General features: G+C 67.9%; 16 protein-coding genes and 1 pseudogene. 9 read left to right on the top strand and 8 right to left on the bottom strand.

Annotation, left to right across the window (positions count from 1 at the left end; genetic code table 11):
* Positions 1 to 647: 647 nt before the first annotated feature.
* Positions 648 to 935 carry a hypothetical protein gene (locus ACFWU9_RS17945; RefSeq protein ID WP_384319340.1) on the bottom strand — a complete coding sequence of 96 codons (288 nt, stop codon included), beginning with the start codon at positions 933 to 935 and terminating at the stop codon, positions 648 to 650.
* Between the two features lie 375 nt (positions 936 to 1,310).
* Here ACFWU9_RS17945 and ACFWU9_RS17940 point away from each other — a divergent pair, with 375 nt between their 5' ends.
* A complete protein-coding gene (locus tag ACFWU9_RS17940; RefSeq protein ID WP_384319338.1) occupies positions 1,311 to 1,886 on the top strand; it encodes an NADase-type glycan-binding domain-containing protein in 576 nt (191 codons plus the stop codon).
* Here ACFWU9_RS17940 and ACFWU9_RS17935 read toward each other — a convergent pair.
* Positions 1,860 to 2,883: pseudogene (locus tag ACFWU9_RS17935) on the bottom strand (phosphopyruvate hydratase); the annotation flags it as partial. The gene ACFWU9_RS17940 and the pseudogene ACFWU9_RS17935 sit on opposite strands and share 27 nt — an antisense overlap.
* A gap of 681 nt (positions 2,884 to 3,564) precedes the next feature.
* Between ACFWU9_RS17935 and ACFWU9_RS17930 the strand changes: the two are divergent.
* Positions 3,565 to 4,110, top strand: coding sequence for a phosphatase PAP2 family protein (locus tag ACFWU9_RS17930; RefSeq protein ID WP_384319336.1), 546 nt, complete (start codon positions 3,565 to 3,567; stop codon positions 4,108 to 4,110).
* 139 nt (positions 4,111 to 4,249) lie between these two features.
* Here ACFWU9_RS17930 and ACFWU9_RS17925 read toward each other — a convergent pair whose 3' ends face one another.
* On the bottom strand, positions 4,250 to 5,257 hold the full coding sequence (locus tag ACFWU9_RS17925; protein WP_384319334.1) for a nuclear transport factor 2 family protein: 1,008 nt from the start codon (positions 5,255 to 5,257) through the stop codon (positions 4,250 to 4,252).
* Positions 5,258 to 5,431: 174 nt separating this feature from the next.
* A complete protein-coding gene (locus ACFWU9_RS17920) occupies positions 5,432 to 6,286 on the bottom strand; it encodes an SDR family oxidoreductase (RefSeq protein WP_384319332.1) in 855 nt (284 codons plus the stop codon).
* 619 nt (positions 6,287 to 6,905) lie between these two features.
* On the opposite strand from ACFWU9_RS17920, the gene ACFWU9_RS17915 reads away from it, so the two are divergent.
* Positions 6,906 to 7,829: a DMT family transporter gene (locus ACFWU9_RS17915; protein WP_384319330.1), complete on the top strand. Its 924-nt coding sequence runs from the start codon at positions 6,906 to 6,908 to the stop codon at positions 7,827 to 7,829.
* 586 nt (positions 7,830 to 8,415) lie between these two features.
* Here ACFWU9_RS17915 and ACFWU9_RS17910 read toward each other — a convergent pair.
* A complete protein-coding gene (locus ACFWU9_RS17910; protein ID WP_384319328.1) occupies positions 8,416 to 8,778 on the bottom strand; it encodes a winged helix-turn-helix transcriptional regulator in 363 nt (120 codons plus the stop codon).
* Positions 8,779 to 8,935: 157 nt separating this feature from the next.
* On the opposite strand from ACFWU9_RS17910, the gene ACFWU9_RS17905 reads away from it, so the two are divergent.
* The 6 genes from ACFWU9_RS17905 (at position 8,936) to ACFWU9_RS17880 (ending at position 14,394) form a co-directional block, all read left to right on the top strand.
* Positions 8,936 to 9,286 carry a winged helix-turn-helix transcriptional regulator gene (locus ACFWU9_RS17905; protein WP_384319326.1) on the top strand — a complete coding sequence of 117 codons (351 nt, stop codon included), beginning with the start codon at positions 8,936 to 8,938 and terminating at the stop codon, positions 9,284 to 9,286.
* A gap of 565 nt (positions 9,287 to 9,851) precedes the next feature.
* Complete coding sequence (locus ACFWU9_RS17900) at positions 9,852 to 10,751, top strand: LysR family transcriptional regulator (protein ID WP_384319324.1); 900 nt, start codon at positions 9,852 to 9,854, stop codon at positions 10,749 to 10,751.
* A gap of 199 nt (positions 10,752 to 10,950) precedes the next feature.
* On the top strand, positions 10,951 to 11,235 hold the full coding sequence (locus tag ACFWU9_RS17895; protein ID WP_384319323.1) for a transposase: 285 nt from the start codon (positions 10,951 to 10,953) through the stop codon (positions 11,233 to 11,235).
* Positions 11,236 to 11,334: 99 nt separating this feature from the next.
* The gene (locus ACFWU9_RS17890; RefSeq protein ID WP_384319321.1) at positions 11,335 to 12,060 is read left to right on the top strand and encodes a GntR family transcriptional regulator; all 726 of its coding nucleotides are present in this window, start codon (positions 11,335 to 11,337) and stop codon (positions 12,058 to 12,060) included.
* A 103-nt stretch (positions 12,061 to 12,163) separates the two neighbouring features.
* A complete protein-coding gene (locus ACFWU9_RS17885; protein ID WP_384319319.1) occupies positions 12,164 to 13,231 on the top strand; it encodes an Ldh family oxidoreductase in 1,068 nt (355 codons plus the stop codon).
* A 20-nt stretch (positions 13,232 to 13,251) separates the two neighbouring features.
* A complete protein-coding gene (locus ACFWU9_RS17880) occupies positions 13,252 to 14,394 on the top strand; it encodes a CitMHS family transporter (RefSeq protein ID WP_384319317.1) in 1,143 nt (380 codons plus the stop codon).
* 214 nt (positions 14,395 to 14,608) lie between these two features.
* On the opposite strand, the gene ACFWU9_RS17875 is transcribed toward ACFWU9_RS17880, so the two are convergent.
* The 3 genes from ACFWU9_RS17875 to ACFWU9_RS17865 all read right to left on the bottom strand — a co-directional run bounded on the left by ACFWU9_RS17875 (position 14,609) and on the right by ACFWU9_RS17865 (position 15,799).
* Positions 14,609 to 14,923: a hypothetical protein gene (locus ACFWU9_RS17875; RefSeq protein WP_384319315.1), complete on the bottom strand. Its 315-nt coding sequence runs from the start codon at positions 14,921 to 14,923 to the stop codon at positions 14,609 to 14,611.
* Positions 14,923 to 15,336 (bottom strand): hypothetical protein, encoded by a 414-nt coding sequence (locus ACFWU9_RS17870; RefSeq protein WP_384319313.1) that lies wholly within the window; start codon positions 15,334 to 15,336, stop codon positions 14,923 to 14,925. The genes ACFWU9_RS17875 and ACFWU9_RS17870 overlap by 1 nt, the downstream gene beginning before the upstream one ends.
* A 334-nt stretch (positions 15,337 to 15,670) precedes the next feature.
* Entirely contained in the window at positions 15,671 to 15,799 is a 129-nt protein-coding gene (locus ACFWU9_RS17865; RefSeq protein ID WP_384319311.1) for a hypothetical protein, read from the bottom strand.
* Positions 15,800 to 15,811: the final 12 nt, after the last annotated feature.

Raw genomic sequence — 15,811 nt, 5'->3', positions numbered from 1 at the left:
TATTCCATTTTTTTGCCCCCCCTTCCTGCACCTTAACCTAAACCCCTCACTGGGCCCGCCCCCAAACAAACACTTTTGGTTCCGGGCCGGACCACTTTCTCCGTGCCCACGAGTCCGTACTCTTGTAGCGATTCCGCGCGCGGCGGCTCCGATGCGGTCCCAGGCGCTTTCGTCCGCGGCGTCCCGCACGTCGTCAGGGTCTGGCCGGTCCCGGGGCGTCGAGTGCACGTGGAGCTGCCGTCCTTCCCCTTGCTCGTGGCGCCCGCGCCTCCGGTGCCGCCGGTGCCGGTGTTCTCCGGGCACGCGCCGGGCAGACCGGCGCCAGCGTTGCCGTGCGTGCCGCCCTTGCCGCCGCCACCGAGAACGCTGTCACTGCTGTTGCCGCCCTTCCACGCACGGGCACCGGACAACTGCTTCCCGCCGCCAAAGCAGCCCGTCCTCTCCCCGCCGGAACTGCTCTCGGGCGTCCCCGGCGCTTCGTCGATGTTCGTGGTCCGGTGGTCGATCGCGAATGTGCCGCCCATCCCGCCCCACGCAAAGGCGTTGACCTGACTGCTGTCCGAGGTCCTTACTTGAGACGCGCCGCTCGCGGTGCCGGCTGTTCCCTACACCCAGTTCTTCTCGCTGCCGTGGTAGATCGTGGGCGATCACCCCTTCCCGCCGGTGGCAACCACGATGGGGAGCTGCCAGCCCTGCTGCACGGGGACCGTACAGGTGATCCGCGCCCCGCCTCCGCCACCAGCACCGCCGCGAACCCCCGCGCTTCCCACGGGGCCGCCGCCGCCTTCGGCGCCGCCCGCCCCGATGACGTCGACCGTCAGCGACCGGACCCGGCCGGGGACCTTGAAGGAATCCTTGCCGGGCTTGCTGTACGTCTTCGAGACCGGCTGCGCGGCCCGCTCTGGAGCGGTGGCTGCGGCAGGTCCGGCCGACACAGAGCCAGCAGCGAGTACGGAACCAGAAGATGGAAAGAATGTCATGCCGTCCAGCGAAGACCCTCCACCTCGGCGTATCGGACTCAGACACGGCTGTTCCCTACGGCTGGACCCGCATGGCGGAGCAGAGGGGCAATCCTCACGACCTTGCCAGACGATCATCCAGACGGCCCGGCCAGGAACAGAGGAACCGGCCGCCTGAACCGTCAAAACACCGGCCCGTAGGACGGGTTTACCCTCGCTTACCTCCGAGAGTCTACGAACCTGTGCGCTTCCGCGGACAATCTCCTGCAGCTGGATTCGGCACTTGTCACACCCGGTCCCGGTCCCGCTCCCCACCAGCGCCGACGGCGGCGCATCGTTGCGGGCGCGTTTGTGGCAGCAGCGGGTACGGGCGTCGCGGCGGCTTTGGCTTTCGGGCTGCTGGACGGCGCGCGCGGTAGCCCGGACGGAAAACCGTCGCAGGCTTCACCTTCGGCCGGCTCAACCGCGCCGCCAGATCCGCGCTTCAAGGTCATCCCGGATCAACTGACGGGATCCAGTTCCTACCCGGGCCATGGACCGGTGCGCGCTTTCGACGGCCTGAAGGAGACCTGGTGGGGGCCCGGCCTGTCCGGGGCCGGCCGCGGCGAGTGGATCGAGGCCCGTTTCAATACCCCGATCCGTTTGACTGATCTCGTCTTCACTTCTGGCCCCAGTGCCCGAGCCACTTCTCGCGCGGATACGTCCCTACCGCACCGAGTCGCTGTCACGATCACCACGGCGGCGGGCAAGACCGTCAAGCGGGAGCTGGCGCTCGACGCGGTGCTGGTCGACCAGCACCGCAAATTCGACGCGGACGAGGTGACGTCGGTGCGTTTCACCATCGTGTCGTCGTACAACGCCTCCGAGGACACTCAGGTCGCCATCAACGAAATCGGGTTCCTAACCGATACTGACGCTCCCGCCTGATGCTGCGGGCTGTTTGTCTGGCAGGCCATAGGGGATTTCGGGGTGGGCAGCTGCGATGGCCAGGAGGCGGTTGTACTTGGCGACGCGTTCGCCGCGGGCGGGGGCTCCGGATTTGATCTGTCCGCAGCCGGTGGCGACGGCGAGGTCGGCGATGAAGGTGTCGGGTGTTTCTCCGGAGCGGTGGGAGATCATGGCGGCGTAGCCGGCATCGCGGCAGACGGCCATGGCGTCGAGGGTCTCGGTGACGGTGCCGATCTGGTTGACCTTGATGAGGGCGGCGTTGGCGATGTGGTCGGTGATGGCCCGGGTGATGATCGCGGGGTTGGTGACGAAGTTGTCGTCGCCGACGAGCTGGACGCCTGTTCCCAGCGCGGCGGTGAGCCGTTGCCAGCCGGCGGTGTCGTCCTCGCCGAGTCCGTCCTCGATGGACCAGACAGGGAAGTCGGCGACGATCTGCTCGTAGCGGGCGATCATGTCGTCGCTGCTCAGCGACTCCCCGGCGACGAGGTAGGAACCGTCGGGCTGCCGGAATCCGCTGGCGGCGGGATCCAGGGCGATGGCGACGGTGGTACGGCCCGGGGTGTATCCGGCGTCCATGATGGCTGCGACGATCATGTGCAGGGCGTCTTCGGGCCGCGTGATGTCGGGGGCGAAGCCGCCCTCGTCACCCAGGCCGGTGGTGTGGCCGGCCTCGTACAGGCGCTTGCGCAGGGTGGCGTAGATCTCAGCACCGGCACAGATGGCCTCCGCGAGCGACGGGGCCCCGACCGGGGCGATCATGAACTCCTGAAAATCCAGTGGATTGGGGGCGTGCGCCCCGCCGTTGAGGACGTTGAAGTGCGGCACCGGCAGGCGGGGCGCGACACCGGACGGGGCCAGGTAGGCGTGCAGCTCCCGCCCGGCGGACCGGGCCATGGCGCGGACCAGCGCGAGGGAGCAGCCGACGACGGCGTTGGCCCCTGAGACGGGACTTGGTACCGGTGCCGTCCAGCTCGTTCATAGTGGTAGTGGGGCGGCCGGGGTGCGTGACGGTGAGCGGCACCAAGGCGGCTGTCAGGACGCATGCGGTGACGTGATCAGCAGGGGCATCGACACGTCGTACAGCAGGCCGGCAGAGGCGGCGGCGGGGGCCGCGCCGACGACGGCGGCGAACATCCCGCACGCTGTGGCCCCGCAGCACCGGGGCGGCGGCTTCCCCGACGCCCATCGCCACTTCGACGACGGCAGCCGTGGCGCCGAGTCCGGCCGCGACGGGTCGGCGATGTGGCGGAGAGTTTCGCGCCGCTCCCGGCCGGGCGCGACGTCTCGTGACGGGCGCAGCTCACGCCGCTGCACGCGGCGTCTTTGAGATCGGGTTCGATGGGCGCGGCCGGTGTCGGCACAGCCGTCTCGTGCGAAGGCATACGTCTCCCTACCCGGGGATCCGTCCGCGTTCGCGGACCGGATTCTTCACGAGTAGGGACTGTTGGCGGCTGGTTGTTGCCGCAGTTCGGGTACGGCGAGCCCCACCGCCGCGCGGCATAGAAATCCGCCGCTCGTGCCATTCTACCGAGCCGGTGCCGGGCACACCCTCCAACCCGCGCCGTGCCGCCGGACGGGTTCTCGCACCCGTCGAAGGGGCCGGAGGGCGAAGCTCCTGATTTCCCCGCATGCTGCGAGAGAGGCAGTCGGCAGCAGGATGCGCTCGCCCGACAGGCACGGTGGCCGCTCTTCTCCCGGCCGCGCGGGTGCTGACGTCGCCGTTCGTCCGCCGTGGGGACCCGGCGCTGACGCTTCCGGTCGCCGAGACCGAGCCTTCGCTCCGGGTCTGGAGAGCCGTGACCGCGCTTGGGTCGCGGCCCGTGACGTACACGGCCGTGGCACTCCACTGCTGTCTGGGCACGGCGCGAGGGGCCGTGCGCTGGCAGCCCCTCGTCGTACTGGCCACGGGCGACGCGGCACGCAAGGCCCTGTCCGGCCCCGCCCGCCCGAAGGCGCCCTCACCAGCACGCACGGGCCGAGCTTCCCCTCCCGCCACACGGCCATGGCTCTGCTGGCCGTACGCCTGATGTCCGGGCGCCGGACCCGTCGGTACGACGGCCTCGCCGCGGCGGTCGCGGTCAGCCGGGTCGTCCTGCGCGCGCACTGGCCGACCGACGTGATCGGGGGCTGGGCCTTCGACACCGCCTGGCTCGCCCTGGCCCGGGCCGCCACCTCACGGGCCCGGACGCAGCCGTACGGATGACGCGGCGCGGCGACCCGCACCCGTACGGCTCCACATGGTGAGACTTCTCGCGGGCCGGCCGTGCCGTCCGCGCCGGGACCGATGTTGTGTGCCGCAGTGCAGTTGGCGGGGACTGCGTCTCGCAGAGCGCCTTCCAGGGCTAGCGCTCGATGGCTGCCGTCGCCAGGCGCAGCAGTTGGCTGTCGTCGAGGCGGGCGCCGTCCCACATCGACTCGAAGCTGGTGATCAGACCCTGGGCGTTCAGCGTTATGACGTTCACTCCGCGCGGCACGACACCGTTTGCCGTCCACTCGTAGCCGCCACCGGCCTCCGAGCCCACGACATGACGGACCTTCACCTCGGAGCCGATGTACGGCAGCGTTCCCCGTGCCCCGGTCAGAAAGGTCCCGATGTGGCGCGGCCCGGTGACTCGCACATGTGCGGGCAGGTCGACGAACGTCGCGTCCGGTGCGAAGAGCGCCGCCGCGGCGGCGGTGTCGTTCGCCGCCATGGCTGTGTTCAGACGGGTCGCCGCCCGCTTGATCCGGGCTGCCGTCGGCTCGCCGACGAGGGATTCTCCGAAGTCCGCGGGGAACTGGTTGTCCGGCAGCTTCATCCCGACGAGGTTGGCGGCGCCCACGTGGTTGGGGTCCCAGTAGTCGTCCCAGCGCGTGATCTTGCCCCGCACGAAATTTACGACACTGATCGCTCGCATCTCGGACGGGAAGAAAATACCCGGGTTGTTCGAGAAGTACACGATGGCGCTGTTCTCGTCGCCAATGATGCGAGTCGGGTACGAGTTCGCCCCGGCCGGCCACGTCGGCATTTGCTGTGCGAACAGGTCGCGCAGGTTCTCCCAGGTGGCGAACTGCAGGCCGAGGGTCCCGTCGGTGTAGGTGAAGGGCTTCTTGCTGAAGTGGGCCATCGTGGCGTCGACATCGCGGGTGGCCTTGGCCAGGAAGTACGCGGAGACGGACCGCACCACCTGCGGTGAGGCGTGCGACGTGTCGATGACGGTGCTCACACCGGGCACCTGGCCCGCCGGCCCGGCCCCGCGGCCCTTAGCCTGAACCGAACTCGGCAGAAGCATTCCGGTCGCGACTGCGGCGCCGCCGACCAGCGCGACCTTCTTCAGCAGGTTGCGTCGTGTCGATCCTGTGTTGCTCATTGTCTGGCCTTTCAGGGGATTCAGAAAGCGTGCTCTTGGATGGATGCGGGGTTGACCGGCGAACTCACCTGACCGCCGAGGTGATCGCGGGGAGATTGCTGTCACTACTGCACACGGGGGAGGCAGCAGGGTGCGCATGGTGGTTCGGAGCCCGTGTATGGCTTGTGGTGGTGTTTAGCTGAGGGCGAGGCGGATGGAGTCCTCGATGGATGCGGGTCGGTGGCCGATGAGCTTGCCGAGGTCCGGGTGGACGGTGGCGAGGGTGCCGGTGCGGACGACGTTCTGCATGTCGGTGAAGGCTCCGATGACGTGCTCGGGCAGTCCCGCGCCGCGCAGGCCGGTGGCGAGTTCGGCGGTGGTGATTTCCTGGTGGATCAGGGGCTTCCCACTGATCCGGCTGGTCAGTTCGGCGAGTTCGGTGAAGGTCCAGGCGGTGGGCCCGGTCAGTTCGTAGACGGTGTTCTCGTGTCCCTCGGTGGTCAGCACCACGGCTGCGGCGAGTGCGAGGTCGGCGCGGGAGGCTGTCGCGTTGCGCCCGTCGCCCGTGGCTCCGGCGAGGACGCCGTGCTCGAGCGCGCCGAGCAGCAGGCTGGGGACGAAGTTGTCGGTGTACATCGCGTTGCGCAGGAAGGTGAAGGGGATGCCGGTCGCGCGGATCAGTTCCTCGGTCGCCCGGTGCACGCCGGCCAGGGCCAGTGTGGAGGTCGGCGCGTCGACCACGCTGGTGTAGACGATGCGGCCGACACCCGCGTCCTGCGCGGCGCGCAGGGCGTTCACCTGCCGGGTCGCCCGCACCTTGTCCGGACCGTCGACGGAGATGAGGAGCATCTGGTCGATGCCGGTGAAGTCCAGGCTCTCGGGCTCTTCGAAGTCTCCCCGCCGTACCTCAACACCCCGCTCGGCCAGGCCGGCCGCCTTCTCCGGATCCCTTACCGAGACCACGAGGTCGCCCGCGGGCACCCGCTGAAGAACGTGTTCAACAGCCAGCGCGCCAAGGTTCCCGGTAGCTCCAGTGATCAATGTCGTCATACATCCAACGTAGGAGTGGATCGACGCAACCGGAAGTACGAACCATGTTCTCCGATACTCACCAAGTGGTTAGCGTGCAGGCCATGGCCACAGACGTGTGCGCCCAGACTTCCCTCACGCCCGGTGGTCGGGGCGATGTCGCTCTCGCAGTCAAGCCGTGCGGGGCGGAGCTGTCCCGGGACCGGCACGCGGATGCGGTGGCCGCCGGCCGCCGACGGCGCCCCGCTCTGGCTGGACGACCTGATCGTCGAGGATTCCCGACGCGGGTGAGCTCGCCAAGCACGGCATCCCCAGGGACAGAGTCTTCACCACCCGGGTTCGGGCGAACCCTCGCTCGAGGCGGCCCTCACGGCTGCCCTCGAGATCAAGGCCCACGCCCCGCACCGCGGGGTCATCGCCACCGGGTCGACCCCGGACACAACACGCCCGAGGGCGGCCTCGGCCTCGATGAAACGTCGCTCGGTGGTGCCGCCCGCGCCCTCGATGGAGCCACTGTCCGCGACCGCTCCGAGCATCTGCATACTGCACACGTCCAGCATGATGATCTTTCAGTCTTGCTACATATTCGTTCAGTTCTTTTCGCTTGTCCTGATGCTTTCGCGGCGGGATCGTTGCCCCCATGAACAAGCCAGCTACGTTGATCAGGTTCGGCGCGCTCGCCCTCGTCTGGGGTTCGAGCTTCCTGTGGATCAAGATCGCGCTGACCGGGTTCTCGCCGGTCCAGATCGCGGTCATCCGCATCGGATTGGGCGCCGCAGTAGTCGTCGCACTCCTCTACGCACGCGGCCACCGGCTGCCCCGGTCCCGCAAGGCGTGGGGACACCTGGCGGTCGTGGCCCTCTTTGCCAACGTCATCCCATTCATCCTTTTCGCAGTCGGCGAGAGGACAGTCGACTCAGGAATCGCCGGTGTCATCAACTCGACCACGCCGCTGTGGACACTCGCAATCGGCCTGCTGCTGGGATCCGAGAAGCAGGGCGGCGGGGCACGGTTGCTCGGGCTCATCTTGGGGTTCGCCGGAACCCTGCTGATCTTCGCGCCGTGGCACCAGGCAGGACTGGCGAGCTGGGGTGCCCTCGCGTGCCTCGCTGCGGCCGTGAGCTACGCCGTGGCGTACGTCTACATAGGGCGGTCGCTGTCCCGCTTCGGCCTGACAGCGATGCAGCTCTCCTCGGCACAGCTCGTCGTGGGCACTGGCCTGACCGCGCTCGTCGTGCCAGTCGCAGGCATGCAACTGGTACACCTCAACGCCGCCGCGCTGATCGCGGTCGCCGTCCTGGGCGTGTTCGGCACGGGGATCGCCTTCGTCATCAACTACCGGCTGATCGAGGACGAGGGCACCACCAACGCGACCACGGTCGGCTACCTACTGCCCGTGGTGTCCGTACTGCTCGGCGCCGCGTTCCTGCGCGAGGCGCTTACCGTCCGGGTCGTGGTGGGCATGGCCGTGGTCCTGTTCGGTGTCGCGCTGACGCGCCATCGCCCCATTGTGGAGATCGCGTCCGTCGTCACCCGCCCAGCGTCCCTGGCCGCCATGAAGTGACCGAGTGGCACCCCCCATGAGATGTTCGGTCCCCCCTCCCGCACGTCCCGATTGCTGGCAGACAGGACACCTTCGCTTTGAGCGAATACAACCTCAAGCCTCCAACGAATCGCCGTTGGAGGCTTGAGCGCGGTCGGCCTCGCCTTGTCCTTGCAGTGGGTTCAGGATGTCCCACCTCAGCCGGCCGAGTGGGACGGCCTTGCCGCACGCCACCGTCTCGGCCACATGTCTTGAGCGTGTCCTGTACGGGGCCGGGCCGTTGCTCTGTGCATGGGACGGGACAGCCGGGGGCTGAATTCACAGCGACCGGCCGGCAGCCAAGGCGCAGCCGACAGCCGCAGAGACTGGTGATGCGACACCACGATCAGCGCCAAGTCAGGCCCCTGCGGCTCCGATCGGGTACGCAAGGACATGACACGAGTCGACAGGGCCGCGGCTGAGAGATCCACCACCGCGCGGCTCCGGCTCCGTCTAACGAATTCTGAACCGGCGAACGCCCTCGGCAGGGCAACACTGTCCGGCAGGGCGTGACCGCCGTGACCCGTTCAGCCGGCTGCGGAACTCCGCCCTGGCCTCAGCGGGACTGCTAACGCGAGGCGTCGTAGGCGCGCTGGGCGTCCATGATGTCCACCATGTTGCCGTTGATCCAGTCGAGCAGCTCCCTGGCCTGCCGGGACACCTCCAAGCCCATCGGGGTCAGGGTGTACTCGACGTGCGGCGGGATCACCGGGTGCACCTTCCGGTCCACGAAGCCATTGCGCTCCAGCGCCTGAAGGGTCTGGGCAAGCATCTTCTCGCTGATGCCGGCGACTACACGCCGCACCTCACTGAACCGCAGCGTGCCCTCGAACAGCGCCCCGAGTACCAGCATCCCCCAGTGGCTCGCGATCACACCGACCACCGGACGCGAAGGGCAGTTCTGCGCGTAGATGCTTAGATCCTCACTCATGAACTCCAAACTAACCAATTGGTGGGTATCGAACAACACAGTGGGTACTCCCCAGGAGCGGCATACCCATCTAGGTTCGTCGGATGACGACCTTGTCTTTCGCCCGAGCCGAGCAACGTAGAAATACGCCGATGTCGCTTCCGCACTTCATTGATTCATGACCGCGGCTGTGAAGAAGCTCCATCTGGACGCCGCGCCGGTTGACCAGAACATCTCGCGCGCGTTCGATTTGCTGGGAACGCGCTGGACGGGGCCGGTCATCTCCGTGCTGCTGCAAGGGCCCTGCGGATTTTCGGCGCTGCACCGGGCAGTCCCCGGCATCAGCCAGCGCATGCTCTCAAACCGGCTGGCAGCACTGGTGGACGCAGGCGTCGTGGTGCGCGAGGTACACGCCGGGCCGCCCCTACGCGTCGCCTACCAGGTGACCGAAGCCGGTGCAGCCCTCGATGCCCCTTTGCGGAAACTCTCGCAGTGGGCAGGTAAACATCTGCGGAGTGCGCAGGCGTGATCGGCCACGCCGAGCGGCGGTCGAGGCGGAGACGGCGTCAGGACGCCAGATGTGAGGCAACGCGGCGATCGGACCAGCGCCGTCGCTGTGTCTGGCTCGCGCCAGATCTCCGGCCAGGTGAAGCGGGACTCCAGCGCGCTGAGAGCCGGGCCCGCCCCTCAGCTGCGAGATTCACGGCCGGCAGGTGCCGCTGCCCGGGGACATGACGGATCCACGTGTCGCGCCCGCACCGGTCTTCGGACTGCCGTGCCAGGCCCCGCGAGGCGGTGCGCGCGTCCACAGCAACGCATCGGTGGGATCGGACAGTCGCCCCCGGGCGCGTATCAGGAAGCGGAATCGGCCGTCCCCCGCGGCCACGTACGGCCGGACGCTTTCTCTCTGGAGTCTCAAGGGGTCTGGGAGACGCAGGCTTCTCTCCCGGCCCCCTGCCCCGGCGAGCAGAGTCCCGAATGACGACCGACCGATGAGGTCCGACTCGCTCGTGCCGGTAAGGGAGCTACCCCTAAGGCATCAGCGTGAGTGAAAGGATTTATGTGAACTTGTAGCAGAACTGTAGGGTCGTGTCATGCTGGACGTACGCAGGATGCAGGTACTCAGAGCTGTTGTCACCAGCGGCTCCATCACGGCTGCTGCCGCGAACCTCGGCTACACGCCGTCCGCCATCAGCCAACAGGTGGCGGCTCTGGAAAAGGAAGCGGGCATTTCCCTGCTGGAACGTGTCGGTCGGGGTGTCCAACCCACCGAGGCCGGCAGGCTTCTCACCGAACACGCCGCCGGCATCACCGACCGCTTGGTCGAGGCCGAGGCCGCCCTCTCGGACCTGAGGGCGGGGCGCACCGGAAGTCTGCGTGTCCGATACTTCGCCACAGCAGGCGCCGCTCTTGTTCCTCCGGCAGTCGCCCGTTTCCGCGCCGAACACCCCACGGTCAGGCTCGACCTCAAACCCACCGAACCCCTGGACCCCATGCTGGAAATCAGCTCCGGCCACGCCGATGTCGCCATCTTCATCGACCACGGAAGGGCACCCGGTCCTGGCCTTCAGTTGGCACACCTCTTGGACGACCCATATCTGGCCGTTCTGCCCCGCGACCACGACCTGCGGCACAAACGCGTCCTGGACCTCAACGACCTCGCCGACGTTCCCTGGGTCGACGCCGCGTTCCTTCCGGACTGCTGTCGCGGCATCGTCACAGACGCCTGCGCGGGCGCGGGCTTCTCCCCGAACTTCGTCGTCGAGTCCGACGACTACCCGACCGCCCAAGGCTTCGTAGCGGCAGGTCTGGGCGTCACCATCGCCCCCAAACTGGGCTTGGGCGCAATCCACCCCGGCGTGGTCGTACGCCGTCTGCGCAACCCGGAACCGTTCCGGAGTATCCGCGCAGCCTTCCGTGAAGCGGGCTCCGTCAACCCCGCCGCCGCAAGCCTCCTGAACGCGCTGAAAGACGCGGCCACAACAAGCAGCTGAACCCCGACGCCGGTCATCACCTCGGCCGCTGGTCCGGGACGACCGCCTTCGCGACGCTCACAGTTGTGACCGGCTCTGGTAGCGCTTGGTCAGGTTGGTGTGCTGGTGGCGTGTCTGCTGATCGCTCTGTCGTTGATCGGGTGTGCCGAGTAGGGAGTTGGCTGCGGTCCGGTGGGATCGGGAGGACTTCGCAGCGGAGATGTTCGAGCCGTTCGCGCGGGCGGATCAGCGCCGTGGGGCGGGGTCTAACTGCGGGCGGCTGCTGCTAGGGCAGCGGAAGTCGGTGGAGCAAATGGCCGCGCGGCTGGGCATCGACGGCAACAGGCAGGCCCTGACTCACTTCATCACCTCCAGCACAACGTCCCTGTCACACCTCGACCCCAGGGGACCTGGGCCGAGCATGGGGGCACGGTTCGGGATCGGGATCGTGCCGCCTCTGTGGATTGTGGGCGCGGGCAACCTCGGTATCCGCCTGCGCCCTTGAGCCGGCCGACGCCGATCCTAGGTGACCGAGGCCTTCCGAGGGTTCCGGATGCCCACGGCCACGACGATAGGCTGTGCGGACCTGACGGCAGGGAGCAAGATGGCACGGGCCACCGGCAAAACTGAGGCCGTGTACGAGCGCCTCAAGCAGGACATCGAGTCGCTGAGGCTGAGGCCGGGAGCCAAGCTGAGCGAGATCCAGCTCGGCGAGGAGCTGGGTGCCTCACGCACCCCCGTGCGCGAGGCCATCAGGCGCCTGTCCCGCGAAGGACTGGTGGATTTCGTGCCGGGCGAGGTGGCCCGCGTGGCACCGATCTCGCTGGGCGGTGTGCGCGCCCTGTTCGAGTTCCGGATGCTGCTGGAGCCGGAAGCCGCCGCGTCGGTCACGGTCCGGGGCCAGACCCAGGAACGCACGCTCGAGCCGTTCCGGCAACTGCTGGCAAAGCTCGATGAGTTCGAGGCGTCCTTCCGGGCCATGGACGATGTCCGGCAGGCGCAGTCCTTCCAGGACTTCTACACGCTCACGGAGAACTTCGACCACCAGATCATCGCGGCCTGCCGCAACCCTTATCTGGCGCGCACGGTCCGTGATCTGCGCAGCCAGACGGTACGCCTGCGGCATCTGTCCCAGAGCGGGCCGCGCCGGATGCTGACCTCTCTGGACGAGCACCGGGCGATGCTGAAAGCGATCGTGCAGGGCGACGCCCTGGCGGCTTCGGCGGCCTGCCGTCACCACCTGGCACAGACGCTGCAAGCCCTCATGGACAGCCTGACCGGCCAGAACGCCGAGTTCGGCAGCGAGGTGCAGCTCGACATCGGGGGCTGAGGCACACAGCCGTCCCGGTCACGCGAAAACCGCTCCAGGGGGCTGTCTCGACCTTGGCACTGTATACAGAGGTGGATACATTTACTGAAGGTGAGGCCGTCTGATGCCGCGTACCGTCTCAGCCGCGGACCTGTTCGATTTCCCTTCCGCCGCCACCGAGGCCCATGGTGTTCCCGCCGCCGACGCGTGTCTGCTCGCCGACACTCTGGTGACGGCCGAACTGTGGGGCCACGCGTCCCACGGGATGCTGCGCCTGCCCTGGTACCTGGACCGACTCCGCAGCGGCGCCACGGCTGCCGCCGCCGCTCCGGTAGTGGTGGGTGACAACGGCGCCGTGATGGTCCTGGACGGGCGGGACGGGCTGGGCCAGGTGCTCACCAGCATGGCGGTGGAGGAGGGTGTCGAACGCGCCCGCCGGCATGGAATCAGCGCCGTCGCCATCCGCAACTCCGATCACTTCGGCACCGCCGCATACTTCACCCGCAGGGCTGTCGAGCAGGGCTGCGTGGCCATTCTGGCCACCAACGCCAGCCCGGCGATGGCGCCCTGGGGAGGCAAGGAAAAACGGGTCGGCACCAACCCGTGGTCGATCGCCGCCCCCGGCGGACGCTACGGCACCGTGGTGATGGACATCGCCAACACCGCCGTCGCCCGCGGGAAGATCTACCACGCCCAGGAGCAGAGCGAGCCCATTCCCGAAGGCTGGGCCGCCGACGCCGACCGGGTGGCGACCACCGATCCCGGGCGGGCGATCGAGGGCCTGATCCTGCCGATCGCCGGCCACAAGGGCTACGCCATCTCCTTCATGTTCGACGTACTGGCCGGCGTGCTCACCGGCAGTGCGTTCGGCTCCGACGTCGTCGGCCCCTATCAGCCCACCGGCCGCAGCGGGGTGGGACACCTGCTCATCTGCATTGGCATCCGTGCCATGGCCGACCCGGCGGAGTTCGAGCAGCGGATGGAGGCCCTCGTCGAGGAGACGAAGTCCACTCCGGCCGCGGCCGGGACGCGGGAGATCTTCGTCCTGGGCGAGCCGGAGATCCGCACCGCCGAGCGGCTGCGCACGGAAGCCATCACCGTCGCCGACGACACCTGGACCTCTCTCACTCACATCGCCGAGTCGACGGGCGTTCCCCTGCCCGACGCCCTTTCCGCCTCTTCGACCCTCTGATCAGAGCCATCCTGCGGGTCGTGGACCACGACCCGGCGAAAATCGTCGTGGGTACGGCTCTGCTCGCCTCGACCGTCTCACTGGACGGCGACGGATCGACGACGTTCATCATCGTCACGTCCGCCTTCCTGCCCATCTACCTCCGCCTCGGGATGAGCCCCGTCGTCCTGACCTGCGTGACCGCCACCGCCAACGGAGTGCTCAACACCGTGCCCTGGGGCGGCTCCACGGCACGCGCCGCCGCCCTCAAGGTCTCACCGATCGACATCTTCGTCCCGATGATCCCCGCGATCGCCGCCGGACTCGTCGCCACCCTGGTGCTGGCCTACCTGCTCGGCCGCAGCGAGCGCCGCCGCCTGGGCACGGTGGAACTGCGACAAGGCGTCCTGCGCAGCAAGACAACCGCCGCAGCGGGCAAAGAGGTCGCCGCAGGCAGCAACACGACCGTGGCCGTGGCCGAGCACCCGCCCACCCCCGCTCCCGCCGCGGAACCTGCCACAGGCACACCCCTCATCTCGCCCGACGGCACCATCAACCGCCCGAACGCCCGCCCCCGACTGCGATGGCTCAACCTGGCCCTCACGCTGGCCGTGATGACCTTCCTGGTGGAAGGCACCGTCGAACCCGCCGTCCTGTTCTTCATCGGCGTCGCGATCGCGCTCATTGCCAACTTCCCCCGCGTGGCGGACCAGCGCGAGCAACTCCAGGCACACGCCTCCAGCATCGTCGGCGTCGTCGGCATGGTCTTCGCCGCCACCGTCCTCACCGGTGTCCTCAGCGGCAGCGGCATGGTCGAAGCCATGGCCGAATGGCTGGTGGAAATCATCCCCGACTCCCTGGGCGCCCACTTCCCAGTCATCACCGGACTGCTGTCCATCCCCATGACCTTCTTCACCAGCAACGACGCCTTCTACTTCGGCATGCTGCCCGTCCTCAACGAGACGGCCTCCCACTACGGCGTCACCCCCGTGGAAATGGCCCGTGCATCCCTCGTCGGCCAGCCCCTGCACCAGTCCAGCCCGATCGTCGCCTCCTTCCTGCTACTCGTCGGCCTGGCCAAGGTCGACCTCGGCGACCACCACCGCAAGACGATCTGGCGCGCCGTCGCCGTCGGCCTGATCATGCTCGCCCTCGGCGGCCTCACCTTCGCCTTCCCCCTGTAACCACCACACCCCCCAGGCCAACTTTCCCCTCCGGGACCTGCACCTATGACAGCCCGCTCGATTCATAGGCGCCCTCCAGCCTGGCGCACGGGAAGCTGTCGCATGTTCGTTGGCCCAGCTTTTCGCCGAAGCCGTTCGATCTCGACCTGTTGAGCTGCGATCTGGGAGTCGGCTCGCGCTGGAACACCTTGAGCTCAGCCACTTCCGCCTCGCGTTACATCAGCCGTTTCTTCAGGTCGGCCTGCGCGGCCTTGAGTCGCTCGATCTGGGCTACGCGGGGGTCAGTCACCTCTCCTGCCCTGCGCTGCGCGGCCAGGAGGTGCTCGAACTCCTGGGCCAAGTGCTGGTAGAGGCCGGGTGTCACGCCGTCACGCGAGTAGAAGAGCTGGCGCGACACCCCGGCCTCGCTCGCGAGGCTCTTGATGTCCGGCCTTCTGCCAGGGGGCAGTTCACCGCGCAGCAGACGGTCCATCGCTGTCCGGATGGACTCCTCATTGCGTCGTCGGGTCTCGTCGCTGATTCGCGGCACTACTTCTTCGTTCCGTCCTTGGTCGCTGTTCTTCCGACGCGGGGGTCGATGGTGTTGATGATCTTCAAGGTCCGGTTCAACTCGCTCTGCAACCTAAGGCGCTCGGCGCGCTGGGAACGGGGCAGGGCCTTGAGCATCCCGGTCATCGTCGCGGCCTTGTCGCTCCATACCGGAAGGTTGACGTCGTGGATGGTCGACTGAGGGCAGCGCTCGGCGTCGCACAGCATCCCCTTCGGCTCCGGGGCAGCCGGCGTACCGGCCAGCTTGTTACACAAGGCCTTCGAAGGATCCCGGTACCAGCACAGATTGGCGGTCCCGACGTGGAGGTACCGGGCCTGCCCGCGCAGGAGGCTGACAAGGCGCTGGTCGCTGTCCAGGACCGCCGGTGTCCCGGGGGCATGGTCCTTGAGCACGGTGTCGATGTTCTCGAATGCCGCGATCAGGTCCCGCGCGCCCGGTCCAGCTGTAATTTGCCTGCCTGGTAGTCGCTGAATGCCCGCCGAATCAGTTCGAGAGGGTGCTCTTCCTCGGCCTGGCGGACCTCTTCGAGGAACGCGGCCTGCCGGGACGGCGTAACGGTGGAGTCGGGTATTGGAACCGTCCCAATGCCCTTGCTTGGGATGCTGAGGAGGAGGGTCGGCATCGGGGTTCGGGCTGCCTCTGCTGCACGTTTACGAGCAGTTGAGCGCTGACGAGTGTCAGCTGGCTGGCCGGAGCAGGGTCTCCGGCCAGCTGACGAGGAGGCTGTCAGGTCGTGTAGTGGCCAAGCAACCAGCTGGCTATGGCCCGCACTGCACCGGAGAGAGCGCTGCCGATGATGATCCGGTCCCACCGGGAGCGCTGTCCGAGGCAGGTGTGCCTGTCTTGTGCAGACATGAGTCTTCCTTC

Origin of the sequence: Streptomyces sp. NPDC058653 (assembly GCF_042716895.1) — a bacterium.
In the GTDB taxonomy this organism is placed as follows: Bacteria; Actinomycetota; Actinomycetes; order Streptomycetales; family Streptomycetaceae; genus Streptomyces.
This window is presented reverse-complemented; position numbering and strand designations above follow the sequence as displayed.